The sequence below is a fragment of the Burkholderia sp. Bp8998 genome, from assembly GCF_003854235.1.
Lineage (GTDB): Bacteria > Pseudomonadota > Gammaproteobacteria > Burkholderiales > Burkholderiaceae > Burkholderia.
On sequence record NZ_QTQF01000004.1, the window covers coordinates 172,883 to 192,094 of the forward strand.

Here is a 19,212-nt window from a genome sequence, read left to right on the forward strand (position 1 = left end):
CTTGCCCGCCGGAGCCCGCCCGGAGGAGAAACGATGTCCGACGCCGCCGACCCTCGCCTCGAAATCGTGCCGAACCGTCATCGCGTGCGCGTGATCCATCGCGGCATCACGTACGCCGATTCGCACGGCGCACTGACCGTGCGCGAAACGGGCCTGCCGGATATCCATTACCTGCCGCGCGGCGACGTGAACATGCACAGGCTCGTGAAGTCGAGCGTCACGACGGTCTGTCCGCTGAGGGGCCAGGCCGTGTATTTCGACCTGCAGACCGAAGACGGCGTGATCGAGAACGCCGCATGGAGTTACGAGGAACCGGGGGCGACCGCGTCCGCGCTTGCGCACTACGTCGCCTTCGATGTCGCACGGGTCGACAGTCTCGTCGAGACGTCCTGATGCGGCGCGTGTTCATCGGGGAGGCATCATGGAATTGACCGACACGTTACGCGTACCGCTCGCGCCGGCGGTCGTGCGGGAGTCGCTCGAGGATCTCGCGTTGCTGCGGGCGAGCTTCGACCATTGCGAATCGTTCGTGAAGCTCGCGCACGGCGAGTTCGCGCTGACCATCACGGTTCCGCTCGGCCCGCTGCGCGCGCGCTACGACGTGCGTGCGCATTCGGCGAGCGAACAGGGCGACGCGCAAGGGCATCCGCGCCGCGTGCTCAACTTCAAGGCGCGAGCCGACGGCCTCGGCGCGCTGCGTGGGCAGGTCGAGCTCGTGCTGCGGCCGGACGATGACGACGCGGCCGCGACGTGCATCGAATACGTGGTGTGGACGATGGCGAGCGGGCCGCTCGCCGAGCTGCCGGCGCGGCAGATCGAGAATGCGCTGCACGAGTGGACCGACGATTTCTTCCGCGAATTCTGCGCGGTCGTGCAGGCGAAGCACGGTCTCGTGCCGAACCGCGCGCGCTCGAGCCCGCAGCGTCGCCAGCATGTGTTCCTGCGGCCCGCGGCGCTGATGGCCGCGGCGAAGCGTCCACCGCCGCCGCACCTCGGCGGCGCGCTGGGCGGCCGCGCCGCGAGCGCCGTGCATCATCGCGAATCCGGTCCGCTGCCCGTCTGGGTGTGGGCGGCGATCGTCGTGTTCGTCGCGCTGCTGCTGTATGCGGCGCGCTGGATCAACGGCGCCTGAGCGGCCGGGTGCGCCGCCGCGTTGCCGGGCCGATCGCCGGCGGTGCGGCGGCCGCTAACGCCGCGCGTCGGACCCGGCGCCGCGAAATTCCTTCCGATAGGCCGACGGCGACGTGCCGAGCGCGCCCGCGAAATGCTGGCGCAGCGACACGCTCGAGCCGTAGCCGGCTGCCTGCGCGATCGCGTCGATTGATTGTCCGGTGGTTTCCAGCAGATGCTGCGCGCGCGCGAGCCGCTCGGCCTGCAGCCACGCGGTGACCGTCGTGCCCGTCGCCTGACGGAAGTGGCGCGTGAACGTGCGCCGGCTCATCAGCACGCGTTCGGCGAGCGAATCCACACTGTGCGCGACGTCGAGATGCGCGCGCACCCAGTCGAGCAGGCCCGCGAGCCGCGCGTCACGCGGATGCGCGGCGACCGGCTGGGGCACGTATTGCGCCTGGCCGCCCTGGCGGTGCGGCGGGATCACGAGACGGCGCGCGATCCGGTTCGCGGCGTCCGCGCCGAAGCGCCGCCGCACGACGTGCAGGCAGCAGTCGAGCCCCGCGGCCGTGCCGGCCGATGTCATCAGGTTACCGTCGTCGACGTACAGCACGTCGGGGTCGAGCTTCACGCGCGGGAAGCGCTGCGCGAAGTCGTCGGCCCACGCCCAGTGCGTCGTGGCCGGGCGCCCGTCGAGCAGCCCCGCCGCGGCGAGCACGTATGCGCCCAGGCACAGGCCGACCACCTGCGCGCCGCGCGCGGCGGCCGCGCGCACCGCGTCGACCAGCACGTCGGGCGGTGCTTCGTCGGGATCGCGCCATGCCGGCACGATGACGATGTCCGCGTCGTCGAGCGCATCGAGCCCGTACGGCGCGGTGATCGTGAAGCCGCCCGTCGTCGACAGCGTGCCGCGCTCGGCCGAGCACACGCGGAACTCGAACGCGGGCATCGCGGCCGCATCGCGTTCCTTGCCGAACACGACGGACGGCACCGACAGGTGGAACGGGCTGATGCCGTCATACGCGATCACGGCGACGACGGTCGGGGCGGAGGCAACGGACGACGCGGCGGCGCGCATGACGGGCTCCGGAGTGGCGATGGCCCGATTCTATCGAAGAATGGCTATCGGGCCACTGTCCGCCTGCGCGATGCGATCCGACAATGCATTGCATCGCGCTGCTGGCCGCCCCGTTCCGGAGCGGGGCGGCGCCGCCGAACCCGGAGCCTGCCATGTCGAATGTCGTATCGCCTTCCGCTTCCCGCCGTGCCCTCATCGTGATCGATGTCCAGAACGAATACGTGACGGGCAACCTGCCGATCGAATATCCGCCCGTCGACGCCTCGCTGGCGAACATCGGCCGCGCGATCGACGCCGCGCACGCGGCCGGCGTGCCCGTGATCATCGTCCAGCACGTCGCGCCGGCGGGTGCGACGATCTTCGCGCCGGGCACGGACGGCGTCGCGCTGCATCCGGTCGTCGCCGAGCGGTCGCACGCGCACCTGATCGTGAAGGCGCAGGCCAGTGCGTTCGCCGGCACCGATCTCGCCGCGTGGCTCGACGCGCATGGCGTCGACACGCTCGCGGTCGCCGGCTACATGACGCACAACTGCAATGCGTCGACGGTCTATCACGCGGCGCACGCGGGGCTCGCCGTCGAATACCTGGCGGACGCGACCGGCGCGTTGCCGTACGAGAACGAAGCGGGCGCGGCGAGTGCCGAGGAGATTCACCGCGCGTACACGGTGGTGTTCCAGTCGAACTTTGCGGCCGTGATGTCGACCGATGCGTGGATCGCGGGACTCGGCGGCGCGGCGATGCCGACGCGCGATTCGATCGCCGCGTCGAACCGGCGGGCCCGCGCGCAACGCGCGAAGGCGGCCTGAACGAAGCAGGGAGAGCAGGGAGGCGATCGGTCGGCGCGGCGCTGCCGCCCGTGCGCGGCCGGCGCGACCGGCCGGTCGCGATGACACGGCGCACGGCGCGCCGTCGGCGGGGCGCCCGTCAGTCGCCCGTTTTCAGCATCGCCGGGCTGTAGCGCATCATGTCGAAGCAGCCGTCGACGAGCTGTTCCGCATGCTGCTCGGCGTCGATCTCGTCGGGCAGCATCAGCATGTCGCGCACGAAACCGCTGACGAGCGTGTGCAGCATCAGCGTCGCGCGCCACGTGTCGAGCCGCTCGGGCAGCAGCTTGAGCCGCACGGCGCCCGCGAGATCGGCATCGATCGCGTGCAGCGCCTCGCTCATCCCCGCGCGGTTGCGCTGCAGCAGCGGCTCCATGTCCGCGACGTACTCGCACTTCATGAACAGGATGCTGAACACGCGCCGCAACTGAGCGTCGCGCTGCACGCCGAGCAGGCACCAGATCAGGATCTTGCGGATCTTCTCCAGCGGATTGCCGCCGGGCGCGTCGAGCGGCATCCGCTTGAGCTCGTCGATCGGCAGGAACACGCGGTCGAACATCGCGTCGAACAGCTCGCTCTTGTTCGCGAAATGCCAGTAGATCGCGCCGCGCGTCACGCCGGCGTGCTGGGCGATGTCCGCGAGCGACGTGTGCGACACGCCCTTCTCGAAGAACACGTGTTCGGCGGCGTCGAGAATGCGATTGCGCGTCTCGAGCGCCTCCTCCTTGGTGCGTCTGACCATGTGCAGGCCTGAATGGATCGATCGTAGGTGAATATAGGGTCTGTAACCCTCGTCGCCGCCACGCGGAGCCGCTATGCTTGCGATTGGTAATAATTCGTAAGACTTGGCGGTCGGTGACGGGCAAGCAGGCTTTTTACATACATTCGTGAATGTATATACAATACCACCCTACGATCGAATGACCAAAGTGGCAATCAGTTAATATCCCACTCTGCTGATTCCCGCCAAAGTACCAGTCCGCAGTGCGCGGCATCTCGTCGGCATGGAGGTCTCGTGCCGACTTGCTGTATCCAGTAGTCCAGTAATTCAGGTGTTCGATCGGTGCCGCGAGGCGCATCCGTGTGACGCTCCGCTCGGGCGCCGCACTCATTCCATTGGTTATACACAGAGGTCGCTCCATGCGCGTCGAACGGGTTCCATACCGCTTACTCACTGTCGCGACGGCCGCCGTTTTCCTGGCCGCGTGCGGGAAAAAAGAATCGGCACCGCCGCCGCAAACGCCGGAAGTCGGCGTCGTCACCGTCCAGCCGCAATCCGTTTCGGTCTTCACCGAACTGCCGGGCCGCACCAGCGCGTTCCTCGTCGCGCAGGTCCGCGCACGGGTCGACGGCATCGTGTTGCGCCGTGAATTCACCGAAGGCAGCGACGTCAAGGCCGGCCAGCGCCTCTACAAGATCGACCCGGCACCGTACCTCGCCGCCCTGAACAGCGCGAAGGCGACGCTCGCGAAGGCGCAGGCGAATCTCGTCACGCAGAACGCCCTGGTCGCACGCTACAAGGTGCTGGTGGCCGCGAACGCGGTCAGCAAGCAGGACTACGACAACGCGGTGGCCACGCAAGGGCAGGCCGCGGCGGACGTCGCGGCCGGCAAGGCGGCGGTCGATACCGCGCAGATCAACCTCGGCTATACGGACGTCGTGTCGCCGATCAGCGGTCGCGTCGGCATTTCGCAGGTGACGCCGGGCGCCTATGTGCAGGCGAGCCAGGCGACGCTGATGTCGACCGTGCAGCAGCTCGATCCGGTGTACGTCGACCTGACGCAGTCGAGCCTCGACGGGCTGAAGCTGCGCCAGGACGTGCAGAGCGGCCGCCTGAAGACGAGCGGCCCGGGCGCCGCGAAGGTGTCGCTGATCCTGGAAGACGGCAAGACGTACTCGGATGCCGGCAAGCTGCAGTTCTCGGACGTGACGGTAGACCAGACCACCGGCTCGGTGACGATCCGCGCGGTGTTCCCGAACCCGGGCCGCGTGCTGCTGCCGGGCATGTTCGTGCGGGCCCGGATCGAGGAAGGCGTGAACGAGAACGCGTTCCTGGTACCACAGATCGGCGTCACGCATGACCAGAAGGGCCAGGCGATCGCGATGGTCGTGAACGCGGGCAACAAGGTCGAGCCGCGTCCGCTGAAGACGACCGGCATGCAAGGTCAGAACTGGATCGTCGAAGGCGGTCTGCAGGCGGGCGACCGCGTGATCGTGCAGGGCGTCGACAAGGTGCGTCCGGGCGCGACCGTGAAGTCGGTCGCGGCGCAGCTGTCGGCCGCCGATGCCGCCTCGGGTGCAGCCGCATCCGCCGCGCCGGCCGCCGCCGGTTCGGGCGCAGCCGCCTCGGGTGCCGCCGCATCGGGTGCAGCGCCGGCGAGCGCCGCCGCTGCGTCGAGCGCGCAATAACAGGGAGCCTGTTTCATGGCAAAGTTTTTTATCGATCGCCCGATCTTCGCGTGGGTGATCGCCATCATCCTGATGCTGGCCGGGGTTGCGGCGATCTTCACGCTGCCGATCTCGCAGTATCCGACGATCGCGCCGCCATCGATCCAGATCACCGCGAACTACCCGGGCGCTTCCGCGAAGACGGTGGAAGACACGGTGACGCAGGTGATCGAGCAGCAGATGAGCGGCCTCGACAACTTCCTGTACATGTCGTCGACGAGCGATGACTCGGGTAACGCGACGATCACGCTGACCTTCGCGCCGGGCACCAACGCCGACATCGCGCAGGTCCAGGTGCAGAACAAGCTGTCGCTCGCGACGCCGGTTCTGCCGCAGGTCGTGCAGCAGCTCGGCCTGTCGGTGACGAAGTCGAGCAGCAGCTTCCTGCTGGTGCTCGCCTTCAACTCCGAAGACGGCAGCATGAACAAGTACGACCTCGCGAACTTCGTGGCGTCGCACGTGAAGGATCCGATCAGCCGGTTGAATGGCGTCGGTACCGTCACGCTGTTCGGCTCGCAGTACGCGATGCGGATCTGGCTCGACCCGACCCGCCTGACGAACTACGGCCTCACGCCGGTCGACGTGACGAGCGCGATCTCCGCGCAGAACGTGCAGATCGCGGGCGGCCAGATCGGCGGCACGCCGGCCAAGCCGGGCACCGTGCTGCAGGCGACGATCACCGAATCGACGCTGCTGCAGACGCCCGAGCAGTTCGGCAACATCCTGCTGAAGGTCAACCAGGACGGCTCGCAGGTTCGCCTGAAGGACGTCGCGCAGATCGGCCTCGGCGGCGAAAACTACAACTTCGACACGAAGTACAACGGTCAGCCGACCGCGGCACTCGGTATCCAGCTCGCGACCAACGCGAACGCGCTCGCGACCGCGAAGGCCGTGCGCGCGAAGATCGACGAACTGGCGCCGTTCTTCCCGCATGGCCTCGTCGTGAAGTATCCGTACGACACGACGCCGTTCGTGAAGCTGTCGATCGAGGAAGTGGTCAAGACGCTGCTCGAAGGTATCGTGCTCGTGTTCCTCGTGATGTACCTGTTCCTGCAGAACCTGCGGGCGACGATCATCCCGACGATCGCAGTGCCGGTCGTGCTGCTCGGCACGTTCGCGGTCATGTCGCTGGTGGGCTTCTCGATCAACACGCTGTCGATGTTCGGCCTCGTGCTCGCGATCGGCCTGCTGGTGGACGATGCGATCGTGGTGGTGGAGAACGTCGAGCGGGTGATGGCCGAGGAGGGCCTGTCGCCGAAGGAGGCCACCCGCAAGGCAATGGGCCAGATTACCGGCGCGTTGGTCGGTATCGCGCTCGTGCTATCGGCCGTGTTCGTGCCGGTGGCGTTCTCCGGCGGGTCGGTTGGTGCGATCTATCGCCAGTTCTCGCTGACGATCGTGACGGCAATGATTCTGTCGGTGCTGGTCGCGTTGATTCTGACCCCCGCACTGTGCGCGACGATCCTCAAGCCGATCCCGCAAGGGCATCACGAAGAGAAGAAGGGCTTCTTCGGCTGGTTCAACCGCACGTTCAACAACAGCCGCGACAAGTACCACGTCGGCGTGCACCACGTGATCAAGCGCTCGGGCCGCTGGCTCATCATCTATCTGGTCGTGATCGTCGCGGTCGGGCTGCTGTTCGTGCGCCTGCCGAAGTCGTTCCTGCCCGATGAAGACCAGGGCCTGATGTTCGTGATCGTGCAGACGCCTTCGGGTTCGACGCAGGAAACGACCGCGAAGACGCTCGCGAACATTTCCGACTACCTGCTGAAGGACGAGAAGGAAATCGTCGAATCGGCGTTCACGGTCAACGGCTTCAGCTTCGCCGGCCGCGGCCAGAACTCGGGTCTCGTGTTCGTGCGCCTGAAGGATTACTCGCAGCGTCAGCATGCGAACCAGAAGGTACAGGCGCTGATCGGCCGGATGTTCGGGCGCTACGCGGGCTACAAGGACGCGATCGTGATCCCGTTCAACCCGCCGTCGATTCCTGAACTCGGTACGGCCGCCGGCTTCGACTTCGAGCTGACGGACAACGCCGGTCTCGGTCACGACGCGCTGATGGCCGCACGTAACCAGCTGCTCGGGATGGCCTCGAAGGATCCGACGCTGCAGGGCGTGCGACCGAACGGCCTCAACGACACGCCGCAGTACAAGGTCGATATCGACCGCGAGAAGGCGAACGCGCTCGGCGTGACGGCGGACGCGATCGACCAGACGTTCTCGATCGCATGGGCGTCGAAGTACGTGAACAACTTCCTCGACACCGACGGCCGGATCAAGAAGGTCTACGTGCAGTCCGATGCGCCGTTCCGGATGACGCCGGAAGACATGAACATCTGGTACGTGCGCAACGGGTCGGGCGGGATGGTGCCGTTCAGCGCGTTCGCGACCGGTCACTGGACGTACGGTTCGCCGAAGCTCGAGCGTTACAACGGCGTGTCGGCGATGGAAATCCAGGGTCAGGCCGCACCGGGCAAGTCGACCGGTCAGGCGATGACCGCGATGGAAGGGCTCGCGAAGAAGCTGCCGGTCGGTATCGGCTATTCGTGGACCGGCCTGTCGTTCCAGGAAATCCAGTCGGGTTCGCAGGCGCCGATCCTGTACGCGATCTCGATCCTCGTCGTGTTCCTGTGTCTCGCGGCGCTGTATGAAAGCTGGTCGATCCCGTTCTCGGTGATCATGGTGGTGCCGCTCGGCGTGATCGGCGCACTGCTCGCGGCGACGATGCGCGGGCTGGAGAACGACGTGTACTTCCAGGTCGGCCTGTTGACCACCGTGGGCTTGTCCGCGAAGAACGCGATTCTGATCGTCGAGTTCGCCCGCGAGTTGCAGGTGACCGAGAAGATGGGGCCGATCGAGGCCGCGCTGGAAGCGGCGCGTCAACGGCTGCGTCCGATCCTGATGACGTCGCTCGCGTTCATTCTCGGCGTGATGCCGCTCGCGATCAGCAACGGTGCGGGTTCCGCGAGCCAGCACGCAATCGGTACGGGCGTGATCGGCGGGATGCTCACGGCGACGTTCCTCGCGATCTTCCTGATCCCGATGTTCTTCGTGAAGATCCGCGCGATCTTCAGCGGCGAGAAGGAAGATGCCGACGAGGCGCTGCGCCTGGCTCAGGAGCACGCACGCCACGAAGAGAAGCCGGGCAACGGCGACGAAGGCAACAAGGGACAGTGATGATGCAAAAACACGCTTTGACTGCAATCGCGGTCGCGCTCCTTGCCACGGGCTGCACGATGGCGCCGCATTACACGCGGCCCGACGCGCCCGTCGCGCAAGCGTATCCGGCCGGCGGCGTCTATGCGACGCAGCCGGGCGCTGCCGGCGCGCGCAGCGCGAACGGCCAGGCGGCGACTGCCATCGGCTGGCGCGAATTCTTCGTCGATCCGCGTCTGCAGCGGCTGATCGAGATCGCGCTGAAGAACAACCGCGACCTGCGCGTGTCGGTGCTGAACATCGAGGCGGCGCGCGCGCAGTACCAGATCACGCGCGCGGGCCTGTTCCCGACGCTCGACGGCACGGGCACGGGCAACATCCAGCGCGTGCCGCGGGGCCTGTCGACGACCGGTGCGCCGTATATCTCGCGCGCTTACAACGTCGGGCTGTCGGCGTCGTGGGAGCTCGACCTGTTCGGTCGCGTGCAGAGCCTGAAGGACCAGGCGCTCGCGCAGTACCTGTCGACGTCGTACGCGCGGCAAGCGGCGGAAATCTCGCTGGTGTCGCAGGTGGCTGACCAGTACCTGACGCTGTTGTCGACCGACGACCTGCTGCAGGTCACGGAAAACACGCTGAAGAGCGCGCAGGCATCGTACGACCTGACGAAGCTGCAGTTCGACAACGGCACGGGCTCCGAGCTCGAGCTGCGCCAGGCGCAGACGGTCGTCGAGACGGCGCTCGCGAACCAGCAGGCGCAGGCGCGTGCGCGTGCGCAGGCACTGAACGCGCTGGTGCTGCTGATCGGCGAGCCGCTGCCGGACGATCTGCCGGCGGGCATGCCGCTCGACGCGCAGAACCTGCTGACGGATGTGCCGGCCGGTCTGCCGTCCGACCTGCTGACGCGTCGTCCGGACGTGATGCAGGCCGAGCAGACGCTCTTGGCCGCGAACGCCAACATCGGCGCGGCCCGCGCGGCGTTCTTCCCGCGCATCTCGCTGACGGGCGCGTTCGGTACCGGCAGCCCGACGCTCGGCGGCCTGTTCAAGGCCGGCACGGCGGCGTGGTCGTTCGCGCCGCAGATCACGATGCCGATCTTCGAAGGCGGGCAGAACATCGCGAACCTGAACCTCGCCAACGTGCAGAAGCGCATCGAGATCGCCAACTACGAGAAGGCGATCCAGTCGGCGTTCCGCGAAGTGTCGGACGGGCTGGCCGCACGCGGCACGTACGACCAGCAGATCGCCGCGCTCGAGCGCAACGAGCACGCGCAGCAGCGCCGCTTCGATCTGTCGGACCTGCGCTACAAGAACGGGGTCGACAGCTACCTGTCGGTGCTGACCGCGCAAACCGACCTGTACTCCGCACAGCAGTCGCTGATCAGTGCGCGCCTGGCACGCTGGACGAACCTCGTCACGCTGTACCGCGCACTGGGCGGCGGCTGGATCCAGCGCGCGGGCGAGACGCCGCGCGCGCCGGACGAGACGGTCGACTACGACAAGGCGGCCGCACCGGCGCCTGCGTCGGCAGCGGCGACGAGCGGGTAAGCACGACGGCGGGCAGGGGCGGGGAATCGCTCCGGTTCGCTGAAGTCGCGGTCCCCGGGATGCGACAACGCCACGGACGAAACTCCGTGGCGTTTCTTTTTGTGCGGACGGTTTGCGGCGACTGGGGAGCGTCATCGCCGGGTCGCCGGCATCACCGCCGCCGTCGTCCGACCGCTCGCCCCCAAGCAAAACGCCACGGCAAGCCGTGGCGTTTTTCCTCGTCCGTATCGCGCCGTGTTCCGGCGCGTCCGGGTCGGATCGATCAGTGATGCACGTCGGCCGGGCGTCCGTCGAAGTCGTGTCCTGCGCGGCGGATGTCGCAACGCGCGTCCTTCTCGCCCTTCACACCGTTGAACACGATGTTCAGGAGCACGGCGGTGGCCGACGCGAGCAGGATCCCGCTGTGCAGGATCGGTGCGAGCGCGGGCGGCAGCTTCGAGAAGAAGTGCGGCGACACGACCGGCACGAGGCCCATGCCGACGCTCACGGCGACGATGAACAGGTTGTGCGAGTTGTTCACGAAGTCGACCTTCGACAGCACCTTGATGCCGTTCGCGGCCACCATCCCGAACATCACGATACCCGCGCCGCCGAGCACGAACGGCGGCACCGACGCGACGACCTGCGCCATCTTCGGGAACAGGCCGAGCAGCACCAGGATCACGCCGCCCGTCGCGCAGACGAACCGGCTCTTCACGCCCGTCACGCCGATCAGGCCGACGTTCTGCGAGAACGACGTATGCGGGAACGAGTTGAAGATGCCGCCGATCAGCGTGCCGAGGCCGTCGACGCGCAGGCCGCGCACGAGGCGCTCCTGGTTGACCGGGCGATCGACCATGTCGCCGACCGCGAGGAACATGCCGGTCGATTCGATGAACGTGACGAACATCACCGTGACCATCGTCGCGATCGACAGCGGGTCGAAGTGCGGCAGGCCGAAGTGGAACGGCATCACGAAGCCGACCCACGGTGCGTGTGCGACGCCGTCGGTATTCACGCGGCCGATCGCGAACGCGATCACGAAGCCGGCGACGATGCCGAGCAGCACCGAGATGTTCGCGAGGAAGCCGCGGCCGTACTTGTTGATCAGCAGGATCAGCGTGAGCACGAGCAGCGACAGGCCGAGGTAGACCGGGCTACCGTATTCGGGGTTGCCGACGCCGCCGGCTGCCCAGTTGATCCCGACTTCCATCAGCGACAGCCCGATCACCGCGATCACGGTGCCGACCACGACCGGCGGGAAGAACCGCAACAGCTTGCCGATCGTCGGCGCGAGCACGATGCCGATGATGCCGGCCGCGATGGTCGAGCCGAAGATGTCGAGAATGCCGAGGCCAGGGTTGGTGCCGATCGCGATCATCGGGCCGACTGCGGCGAACGTGCAGCCCATGATGACGGGCAGGCGGATCCCGAAGATCCACAGGCCGAGCGTCTGGATCAGCGTGGCGATGCCGCACGAAAACAGGTCGGCGCTGATCAGGAACGCGATCTGGTCTTTCGGCAGCTTCAGCGCGCCGCCGACGATAAGCGGCACGGCGACGGCGCCGGCGTACATGACGAGGACGTGCTGCAGACCAAGCGTTACAAGCTTGCCGGTCGGCAGCACCTCATCGCACGGATGGACCGTGTTCGATTGCATCTGTCTCACTCCATGATCTTGTTTTCGGGGTGGTACGAAGTTATGCGGAATGCAACATCGCAACAAGAGCGCTGGGTTCTATTCCGTTCTTTGCTGGTTCGATATGCCATGTCGGCATGAGACAGGGTGTCGATCATCGGGAAACTGCCGCTGGAGTGAGGTTCCCCGGTTTTATAGCCCTCCAAAATAGCGCGGGCCCCCGTGTCAAATATCGGTCGCTTTATGGTGTGTATCGCGATCGCGGCATAGTGGCAAAAACGACCGGCGAAAAATCGCGCCGGGTTAACCCGCGAGCGGCCGTTTTGGCGGACAAGGTGCAGCCCGGCGAAACCGGTCGTGCACGGCCCTGTTTTCGCGTCGCCGCGCGGCCAAAAAGCGCCGCGCAAGTCGGGGCGCATGTCGCGATCCCGCTATCATCGATATCCGTTCACTCGAATACGCCATCCCGCCATGCGCCTGCTCGGAATCGACCTCGGTACCGGCTCCGTCAAACTCGTCACGCTCGATGCCGATGGCGTCGAGCGCGCGGTTGCGAGCGAACCCTATGCGTTGTCGTCGCCGCACCCCGGCTGGGCCGAAATCGCGCCCGACGTGTGGTGGCAGGCGCTCGTGCGCGCCGCTGCACGGCTGCCCGCCGGCGAGCGCGAGCAGGTCGCCGCGATCGGCTTCTCCGGCCAGATGCATGGCGTCGTGCTGATCGACGCGGCCGGGCAGCCGGTGCGGCCCGCGCTGTTGTGGCCCGATACGCGCGCGGTGCGCGAAGCGCACGCGGCGGATTGGCCCGACGCGCCGAATCCCGTCGCACCCGGGATGGCTGGCCCGTTGTTGCGCTGGCTGGCAGCACACGAACCGCACGCGCTGCAGGCCGCTTGCCGTGCCGTGCAGCCGAAGGACTGGCTGCGCATCGCGCTAGGCGGCGAGGTCGCGGCCGATCCGAGCGACGCGTGCGCGACCGCGCTCGCGACGCCGGACGGCGCATGGGATACGGCGCTGATCGACTCGCTGGGCCTGCCGGCCGACCGGTTCGCACCGGTGCGGGCGTCGGGCGCGCGCTGCGGCGTGATCGATGCGAAGGCCGCGGCGGCACTCGGGCTCCCGGCCGGCGTGCCGCTGGCGACGGGGGCGGCCGATACCGCGTGCGCGGCGCTCGGCAGCGGGCTGGTCGCGGCCGGCGACGCGTTGCTGACCACCGGCAGCGGCGGCCAGATCGTCGTGCTCGCGGATGCGTTGCCGCCCGCCCGGCGCGGGTTGCATCGCTATCGCACGGCGGCCGGCGGCGGCTATTACACGATGGCCGCGATGCAGAACGTCGGGCTCGCGCTCGAAGCCGTGCGCGGCTGGCTCGGCTATCCGGGCTGGCCCGACGCGTACGACGACGCGTTCGCGCAGCCGGCGTCGGAGCGGCTCTGTTTCCTGCCGTACCTGACGGGCGAGCGGTCGCCGTGGATGAATCCCGATGCGCGCGGCGGCTGGCTCGGTCTCGGGCTCGGCGACTCGCGCGGCGCGATGATGCGCGCCGCATTCGAAGGCGTCGCGTTCGCATTGCGCGCGGGGCTCGATGCGATTCGCGATGCGAACCGGGCCGATCCGGTGACGACGCTGCGCCTCGCCGGCGGCGGCTCGGTCGATCCGCGCTGGCGCCAGTTGCTCGCGGATGCGCTCGGTGCGTCGCTCGACGCGGTCGATTGCCCGAACGCCGCGACGCGCGGCGCCGCGCTGCTCGCGGGCGTCGCGATCGGGCACTGGCGCGACGACGCGCTGCGCACGCTGGCGCCGGCTGCGTCGCCGGTCGCCGCGCCGCGCGACGATCGCGCGCTGGCCGCACGCCACGCGCGTTTCATCGATCTGTATGCGCGAACGGATGCGTGGTTCACGCGCGGCGTTTAGACTCGGACGCTTGTCGTTTTGCGCCAGCGATGACGCGTCGTGGCAAGCCGCCGGCTGTTTCGCACGCGCGACGGGCGGCAGGATCGGCGATCATGGCGAGCACGATGCGGTTACGCCGCGCCGCATGCGACGCCGCACGGTGCGTGCGTGTCGACCGGTGGCACGGCAAACGCGGCAACTGACGACCTGGTCACGCGCGCTGCCGCTCGAGACGCTCGACGACGGCGTCGACCCGATGAAGAAGGGCGAATCGATTCGCCCGATCGTGCTGTATTGAACGGAAGGGAACCCCATGCTCGAACTCGTTTCTTCGCATGCTTGCCACGGTGGCGAGCAACGCTTCTATCGCCACGATTCGACGGCGATCGGCCTGCCGATGAAGTTCTCGGTGTACCTGCCGCCGCAGGCGGCGCACGGCCGCGTGCCGGCGCTGTTCTATCTCGCGGGGCTCACGTGCACCGAGGAGACGTTCGCGATCAAGGGCGGCGCGCAGCAGTACGCGGCGCAGCACGGCCTCGCGCTCGTGATGCCCGATACGAGCCCGCGCGGCGCGGGCGTGCCGGGCGAGGCCGATGCATGGGATTTCGGCGTCGGTGCGGGTTTCTATGTCGACGCGACGCAAGCGCCGTGGTCGACGCATTACCGGATGGAGTCGTACGTGACGGGCGAACTGCGCGAACTCGTCGCGGCTGAACTGCCGATCGACGGTGCGCGGCTCGGGATCTTCGGCCACTCGATGGGCGGGCACGGTGCGCTGACGCTCGCGCTGCGGCATCCCGGCCTGTATCGGTCGGTGTCGGCATTCGCGCCGATCGCCGCACCGACGCGCTGCCCGTGGGGCGAGAAGGCGTTCTCGGGGTACCTGGGTGCCGACCGCGACGCGTGGAAGCAGCACGACGCGAGCGAGCTTGTCGCCCGCGCGGATGCGCCGAAATTCCCGGACGGTATCCTCGTCGACCAGGGCCTCGCCGACCAGTTTCTCGCGAACCAGCTGAACCCCGACGTATTCGAAGCCGCGTGCGCGAAGGCCGGCCAGCCGCTGACGCTGCGCCGGCATGAAGGCTACGATCACGGCTACTACTTCATCTCGACGTTCATTGCCGATCATGTCGCGCATCATGCGCGGGTGCTGGCGCGGTGAAAGGGGCGCGACACGCGTAACCCGCAGCACGCGCTGCTCGTCGCGCGCGAATGCAAAAACGCCGGCGGCCTTTCGGGCAGGCCGGCGTTTTCATTTTCACCGCTCGACGATCAGTGGCGTCGCAACAAGCTCGCCCCATACACAATCGCGGAGAGCGCGGTGATCCAGAAGCTCGTCGGCCAGTCGGTGTGATACGCGAGCGCGATCCCGACCCACGCCTCGAACAGCGCGAACAACGCGGCGAGCAGCACGCCGGTCGACAGCCGCGTCGACACGTTCTGCGCGGCCGCGGCCGGCCCGACCAGCAGCGTGAATACGAGCAGCACGCCGACGATCTGCGTCGCCGCGGCCACCGCCAGCGCGCACACCGCGAGGAACAGCATCGACACCGTGCGCAGCGACACGCCCTTGGCTTCGGCCAGTTCGGGCTGCAGCGACGCGAACAGCAGCGGCCGCGCGATCAGCGCGAGTGCGACGAGGCTCACCGCGCCGATGCCGGCCAGCACCGCGAGCGTGTCGTGGCTGACCGCGAGCACGTTGCCGAACAGCAGCGCGGTGACCTGCGTCGCGAACGACGTGTAGAAATGCAGGAACAGCAGGCCGAAGCCGAGCGCGCCCGACAGGATCACGCCGATCGCGACGTCGCGGCCCGCGAGCCGTTCGCCGAGCGCGCCCATTCCGATCCCGGCCGCGAGCGTGAAGCCGACCATCCCCCAGATCGGCGAGATGCCGAGCAGCACCGCGCCGGTCGCGCCCGTGAAGCCGACGTGCGACAGCGCATGGCCGGCGAAGGTTTGTCCGCGCAGCACCAGGAAGTAGCCGACGATGCCCGCGAGCACCGCGACGATCCCCGACGCGGCGAACGCGTTGATCATGAAGTCGTATTCAAACATCGTGCGAATGCCCGGGATGAGCGTGTCCGTGGTGGTGATGGCCGTGATCGTGGCCGCCGCTGCCGCCATGCGAGTGGCCGTCGTCGTCCTCGTGTTCGTGATCGTGCTTTTCGATTTCGACGTCACCCGACATCACGAAGATCTTGCCGTTCACGCGCATCACGTCGATCGGCGAGCCGTAGAGCCGCGACAGCACCGGTTTCGTGATCACCTCGTCGACGGTGCCGAGCGCCGCGACGCCGTTGCCGAGATACAGCACGCGGTCGAGCGCGTTCAGCAGCGGATTCAGTTCGTGCGCGGAAAACAGCACGGTGATGCCGAGCTCGCGCTGCACATTGCGCACGAGTTCGACGACGCCGCGCTGGTGGTTCGGGTCGAGGCTGATCAGCGGCTCGTCGAGCAGCAGCAGCTTCGGGCTGCCGAGCAGACACTGCGCGAGCAGCAGGCGCTGCCGCTCGCCGCCCGACAGTTCCGACAGCGGCCGGCGCGCGAGCGTCGGGCCGCCGACGAGATCGAGCACGCGGTCGACGTCGCGCCGCGTCGCGGCGTTCGTGTGCGGCAGCCCCCAGCGATGGCCGTCGGCGGCCATCGCGACGAAGTCGTAGCCGCGCATCCGGCGATTCGCGAGGCCGCTGCGGATCTGCGGCATGTAGCCGATCGACGCGTTGCCGCGCGCGACCGGCACGCCGCCGACCGACAGCGTGCCGCCCGTGACGGGCACGAGGCCGAGGACAGCGCGCATCAGCGTCGTCTTGCCCGCGCCGTTCGGCCCGAGCACGCCGACGAATTCGCCGGGTTCGATCGAGAAGCTCACGTCGCGCAGGATCGTGCGTCCGCCCAGTTCGAGCGTGACGCGATCGAGTGCGAGTGCGTGGGGAGTGGCGGTCATGTCGTTGCGTGGGTCATTTCTTGCTGGCGGAAAGCGCGGCCGCGAGCGCATCGAGCTGGCCGGCCATCCATTGCTGGAACGTCTTGCCGGCCGGCTGCGTCTCGGTGACGCTGACGCTCGGCACGCCGCCGTCGCGCGCGACCTTCAGCAGGCGCTTGGTCATCGGCGCTTCGGCCTGGCTGTTGTAGATCAGCACGCGCACCTGCTTCTTGCGCAGGTCGTTCTCGAACGCGGCGACGTCCTGCGCACTGGCTTCGGTGTCGTTCATCGTCGCGAGCTGGAAGCGCTGGTTGCGCATGTCGAGGCCGATCGCGTCCGACATGTAGCCGAACACAGGCTCGGTGGCCGTCACCGGCACGCCCTTGTACTGCGCGCGCAGCGCGGCGACCTTGTCGTCGATCGGCTTCAGCGACGCGACGAACTTCTGCAGGTTCGCGTCGTAGTCGGCCTTGTTCGCCGGATCGGCACGGCCGAGCTCGGCCGCGAGCGCACGCGCGGCGGCCGGCATGGTCGCCGGGTCGTACCACAGGTGCGGGTTGTCGCCGGCCTTCTTGCCGACGAGATCCGCGACGACGATCGTCGCGCGCTTCGCCTGCTTGGACGCACCGAGCAGCTTGCTCATCCACGGATCGTAGTTGGCGCCGTTGTAGATCACGACCTGCGCGTGCTGGAGCGCGCGCGCGGTCTTCGGGCTCGCTTCGAACAGGTGCGGATCCTGGTCCGGATTGCTGAGAATACTCGTCACTGCGACATGGCTGCCGCCGATTTGCGACGCGACGTCGCCGTAGAAATTCTCGGCGGCCACGACGTTGACGGTCGCGACCTGCGCGAACGCGGACACCGAGAGCGACAGGGTGGCAACGGCAGTGGCGAGCCAGCGGGCAGGCGGCAGGGCGCGCAGCGGCGCGCGCTTCAGGGCAATGGACATGAAACTCCTCTTGGAAGGGGCGGCGCGTGCGCCGCGCGTGTGCGGTGTCAGCGTTGCGCGGGCTTGCCCTTGCAGTGCCCGCACAGGCCGTTCAGCTCGACGACCTGGTGGTGGACTTCGAACCCGTGTGCAGGCTCGCTCGCGGACAACTGTTTCGCGAGGTCGCTGCCCGGAATCTCGACGGTCTCGCCGCACGAATCGCAGATGAGGAACTGGCCTTCGTGCGGCACGCCGATCTCGCAGCACGCGAAGAATGCGTTCTTCGATTCGATCCGGTGGATGAAGCCGTGCTCGACGAGGAAATCGAGCGCGCGATAGACGGTCGTGGGCGGCACGCGGCCGCGCTGCGGCTCGAGCTCGGCGAGCAGGTCGTACGCGCCGATCGGGCGCTGCGCGGCCAGCACGCGTTCGTAGACCTGACGGCGCAGCGGCGTCCACGCGAGCCCGTGCTCGGCGGCGAATGCGTCGGCCCGGGACAGCCGGGCGTCGATGGGCGATGAGGTGGCCATGGCGTGAAGCAGGCAATGAAACGAAGTATGGCGATGATATAACGTATCTCCATGCCGTGCAGCCCGAATTCCTGCCCATGCACGCGCTCCGTCCCCTTCATCGCCGTTTCAGCCGCGCCGCACCCAGCGCGCCGCGCCTTGCGGGGCGCGGGTCGCCGACCGGCGCTTGGCGCGGCCGTGCCGCAGCGCATCATCGAAAGCCGCCGTGTCGCCTTGACAGCATGAATCGCGTATCCGATCATTCGACCAACGACAGAGCAATTGATCGGCTAGCGAGCGTTCGCTCACCTCGCGGCCGTCGTGCAGCAGAACGAACCGGAGACAACCCGTGAGACTGGAAGACAAGGTCGCGATCCTGACGGGCGCGGCAAGCGGCATCGGCGAAGCGGTCGCGCAACGCTATCTGGACGAGGGCGCGCGCTGCGTGCTGGTCGACCTGAAGCCGGCAAGCGGTTCGCTCGCACGACTGATCGAGGCGCATCCTGGCCGTGCGGTGGCCGTCACTGCGGACGTCACGCGCCGTGATGACATCGCGCGCATCGTCGCAACCGCCGTCGAGCGCTTCGGCGGCATCGACATCCTGTTCAACAACGCGGCGCTGTTCGACATGCGCCCGATCCTCGACGAATCCTGGGACGTGTTCGACCGGCTGTTCGCGGTGAACGTGAAGGGGCTGTTCTTCCTGCTGCAGGCGGTCGCGCGGCGGATGGTCGAGCAGGGCCGCGGCGGCAAGATCGTCAACATGTCGTCGCAGGCCGGGCGTCGCGGCGAGGCACTCGTTTCGCACTACTGCGCGACCAAGGCCGCGGTGATCAGCTACACGCAGTCGGCCGCGCTCGCGCTCGCGCCGCACCGGATCAACGTGAACGGGATCGCGCCGGGCGTGGTCGACACGCCGATGTGGGAGCAGGTCGATGCGCTGTTCGCGCGCTACGAGAACCGGCCGCTCGGGGAGAAGAAGCGGCTTGTCGGTGAAGCCGTGCCGCTCGGCCGGATGGGCGTGCCGGGCGACCTGACGGGCGCCGCGCTGTTCCTCGCGTCGGCCGACGCCGACTACATCACCGCCCAGACGCTGAACGTCGACGGCGGCAACTGGATGAGCTGATGGCGCCGCTCGCACGCGCAACCAGCCGACCGGCCCGCGACGCAGCGGCCGCCGTCGAACG

17 protein-coding genes are annotated in these 19,212 nt (G+C 67.9%); 9 read left to right on the forward strand and 8 right to left on the reverse strand.

Annotated features, from left to right (window positions below; translation table 11 throughout):
• Positions 1–33 precede the first annotated feature (33 nt).
• Together DIE06_RS07150 and DIE06_RS07155 are read left to right on the forward strand one after the other, a co-directional pair.
• A complete protein-coding gene (locus DIE06_RS07150) occupies positions 34–393 on the forward strand; it encodes a DUF427 domain-containing protein (protein WP_124660788.1) in 360 nt (119 codons plus the stop codon).
• Between the two features lie 28 nt (positions 394–421).
• Positions 422–1,132 carry a CoxG family protein gene (locus DIE06_RS07155; protein ID WP_124660789.1) on the forward strand — a complete coding sequence of 237 codons (711 nt, stop codon included), beginning with the start codon at positions 422–424 and terminating at the stop codon, positions 1,130–1,132.
• A 54-nt stretch (positions 1,133–1,186) separates the two neighbouring features.
• Here the strand turns inward: DIE06_RS07155 and DIE06_RS07160 are convergent, their stop codons facing one another.
• A complete protein-coding gene (locus tag DIE06_RS07160) occupies positions 1,187–2,188 on the reverse strand; it encodes a helix-turn-helix domain-containing protein (protein WP_124660790.1) in 1,002 nt (333 codons plus the stop codon).
• Between the two features lie 152 nt (positions 2,189–2,340).
• Between DIE06_RS07160 and DIE06_RS07165 the strand changes: the two genes are divergently transcribed.
• Positions 2,341–2,994, forward strand: a complete 654-nt coding sequence (locus tag DIE06_RS07165) for a cysteine hydrolase family protein (RefSeq protein WP_124660791.1) — start codon at positions 2,341–2,343, stop codon at positions 2,992–2,994.
• A gap of 118 nt (positions 2,995–3,112) precedes the next feature.
• Here DIE06_RS07165 and DIE06_RS07170 read toward each other — a convergent pair whose 3' ends face one another.
• Positions 3,113–3,754, reverse strand: coding sequence for a TetR family transcriptional regulator (locus DIE06_RS07170; RefSeq protein WP_124660792.1), 642 nt, complete (start codon positions 3,752–3,754; stop codon positions 3,113–3,115).
• Between the two features lie 398 nt (positions 3,755–4,152).
• Here DIE06_RS07170 and DIE06_RS07175 point away from each other — a divergent pair, with 398 nt between their 5' ends.
• The 3 genes from DIE06_RS07175 to DIE06_RS07185 are packed head-to-tail and all read left to right on the forward strand — an operon-like array spanning position 4,153 to position 10,160.
• The gene (locus tag DIE06_RS07175; protein WP_124660793.1) at positions 4,153–5,421 is read left to right on the forward strand and encodes an efflux RND transporter periplasmic adaptor subunit; all 1,269 of its coding nucleotides are present in this window, start codon (positions 4,153–4,155) and stop codon (positions 5,419–5,421) included.
• Between the two features lie 15 nt (positions 5,422–5,436).
• The gene (gene bpeB, locus DIE06_RS07180; protein ID WP_124660794.1) at positions 5,437–8,637 is read left to right on the forward strand and encodes an efflux RND transporter permease BpeB; all 3,201 of its coding nucleotides are present in this window, start codon (positions 5,437–5,439) and stop codon (positions 8,635–8,637) included.
• Positions 8,637–10,160, forward strand: coding sequence for an efflux transporter outer membrane subunit (locus DIE06_RS07185; RefSeq protein WP_124660795.1), 1,524 nt, complete (start codon positions 8,637–8,639; stop codon positions 10,158–10,160). The genes bpeB and DIE06_RS07185 overlap by 1 nt, the downstream gene beginning before the upstream one ends.
• A gap of 262 nt (positions 10,161–10,422) precedes the next feature.
• On the opposite strand, the gene DIE06_RS07190 is transcribed toward DIE06_RS07185, so the two are convergent.
• A complete protein-coding gene (locus tag DIE06_RS07190; protein WP_185733362.1) occupies positions 10,423–11,799 on the reverse strand; it encodes a nucleobase:cation symporter-2 family protein in 1,377 nt (458 codons plus the stop codon).
• 5 nt (positions 11,800–11,804) lie between these two features.
• Positions 11,805–12,197 (reverse strand): hypothetical protein, encoded by a 393-nt coding sequence (locus DIE06_RS38185; protein WP_185733363.1) that lies wholly within the window; start codon positions 12,195–12,197, stop codon positions 11,805–11,807.
• A 52-nt stretch (positions 12,198–12,249) separates the two neighbouring features.
• On the opposite strand from DIE06_RS38185, the gene DIE06_RS07195 reads away from it, so the two are divergent.
• Positions 12,250–13,686: a xylulokinase gene (locus DIE06_RS07195; RefSeq protein WP_124660797.1), complete on the forward strand. Its 1,437-nt coding sequence runs from the start codon at positions 12,250–12,252 to the stop codon at positions 13,684–13,686.
• Between the two features lie 292 nt (positions 13,687–13,978).
• The gene (fghA, locus tag DIE06_RS07200) at positions 13,979–14,827 is read left to right on the forward strand and encodes an S-formylglutathione hydrolase (protein ID WP_124660798.1); all 849 of its coding nucleotides are present in this window, start codon (positions 13,979–13,981) and stop codon (positions 14,825–14,827) included.
• Between the two features lie 110 nt (positions 14,828–14,937).
• Here the strand turns inward: fghA and DIE06_RS07205 are convergent, their stop codons facing one another.
• From DIE06_RS07205 to DIE06_RS07220, 4 genes are read right to left on the reverse strand one after another with little or no spacing between them, the layout of a single operon-like run.
• Positions 14,938–15,720 (reverse strand): metal ABC transporter permease, encoded by a 783-nt coding sequence (locus DIE06_RS07205; RefSeq protein ID WP_124660799.1) that lies wholly within the window; start codon positions 15,718–15,720, stop codon positions 14,938–14,940.
• On the reverse strand, positions 15,713–16,609 hold the full coding sequence (locus DIE06_RS07210; protein ID WP_124660800.1) for an ABC transporter ATP-binding protein: 897 nt from the start codon (positions 16,607–16,609) through the stop codon (positions 15,713–15,715). Before DIE06_RS07210 ends, DIE06_RS07205 begins: the two co-directional genes overlap by 8 nt.
• A 13-nt stretch (positions 16,610–16,622) precedes the next feature.
• Entirely contained in the window at positions 16,623–17,537 is a 915-nt protein-coding gene (locus DIE06_RS07215; protein ID WP_124660801.1) for a metal ABC transporter solute-binding protein, Zn/Mn family, read from the reverse strand.
• 47 nt (positions 17,538–17,584) lie between these two features.
• Positions 17,585–18,046 (reverse strand): Fur family transcriptional regulator, encoded by a 462-nt coding sequence (locus tag DIE06_RS07220; RefSeq protein WP_014896195.1) that lies wholly within the window; start codon positions 18,044–18,046, stop codon positions 17,585–17,587.
• A gap of 328 nt (positions 18,047–18,374) precedes the next feature.
• Here DIE06_RS07220 and DIE06_RS07225 point away from each other — a divergent pair, with 328 nt between their 5' ends.
• On the forward strand, positions 18,375–19,151 hold the full coding sequence (locus DIE06_RS07225; RefSeq protein WP_124660802.1) for an L-iditol 2-dehydrogenase: 777 nt from the start codon (positions 18,375–18,377) through the stop codon (positions 19,149–19,151).
• The last annotated feature ends 61 nt before the right edge of the window (positions 19,152–19,212 follow it).

Excerpts from the sequence above, each read along its gene's own strand:
- bpeB (WP_124660794.1), top strand. The coding sequence starts at position 5,437 with ATGGCAAAGTTTTTTATCGATCGCCCGATCTTCGCGTGGGTGATCGCC.
- DIE06_RS07185 (WP_124660795.1), top strand. The coding sequence starts at position 8,637 with ATGATGCAAAAACACGCTTTGACTGCAATCGCGGTCGCGCTCCTTGCC.
- DIE06_RS07215 (WP_124660801.1), bottom strand. The coding sequence starts at position 17,537 with ATGTCCATTGCCCTGAAGCGCGCGCCGCTGCGCGCCCTGCCGCCTGCC.
- DIE06_RS07160 (WP_124660790.1), bottom strand. The coding sequence starts at position 2,188 with ATGCGCGCCGCCGCGTCGTCCGTTGCCTCCGCCCCGACCGTCGTCGCC.
- DIE06_RS07175 (WP_124660793.1), top strand. The coding sequence starts at position 4,153 with ATGCGCGTCGAACGGGTTCCATACCGCTTACTCACTGTCGCGACGGCC.
- DIE06_RS07205 (WP_124660799.1), bottom strand. The coding sequence starts at position 15,720 with ATGTTTGAATACGACTTCATGATCAACGCGTTCGCCGCGTCGGGGATC.
- DIE06_RS07190 (WP_185733362.1), bottom strand. The coding sequence starts at position 11,799 with ATGCAATCGAACACGGTCCATCCGTGCGATGAGGTGCTGCCGACCGGC.
- DIE06_RS38185 (WP_185733363.1), bottom strand. The coding sequence starts at position 12,197 with ATGCGCCCCGACTTGCGCGGCGCTTTTTGGCCGCGCGGCGACGCGAAA.
- DIE06_RS07210 (WP_124660800.1), bottom strand. The coding sequence starts at position 16,609 with ATGACCGCCACTCCCCACGCACTCGCACTCGATCGCGTCACGCTCGAA.
- DIE06_RS07220 (WP_014896195.1), bottom strand. The coding sequence starts at position 18,046 with ATGGCCACCTCATCGCCCATCGACGCCCGGCTGTCCCGGGCCGACGCA.
- DIE06_RS07170 (WP_124660792.1), bottom strand. The coding sequence starts at position 3,754 with ATGGTCAGACGCACCAAGGAGGAGGCGCTCGAGACGCGCAATCGCATT.
- DIE06_RS07155 (WP_124660789.1), top strand. The coding sequence starts at position 422 with ATGGAATTGACCGACACGTTACGCGTACCGCTCGCGCCGGCGGTCGTG.
- fghA (WP_124660798.1), top strand. The coding sequence starts at position 13,979 with ATGCTCGAACTCGTTTCTTCGCATGCTTGCCACGGTGGCGAGCAACGC.
- DIE06_RS07195 (WP_124660797.1), top strand. The coding sequence starts at position 12,250 with ATGCGCCTGCTCGGAATCGACCTCGGTACCGGCTCCGTCAAACTCGTC.
- DIE06_RS07150 (WP_124660788.1), top strand. The coding sequence starts at position 34 with ATGTCCGACGCCGCCGACCCTCGCCTCGAAATCGTGCCGAACCGTCAT.
- DIE06_RS07165 (WP_124660791.1), top strand. The coding sequence starts at position 2,341 with ATGTCGAATGTCGTATCGCCTTCCGCTTCCCGCCGTGCCCTCATCGTG.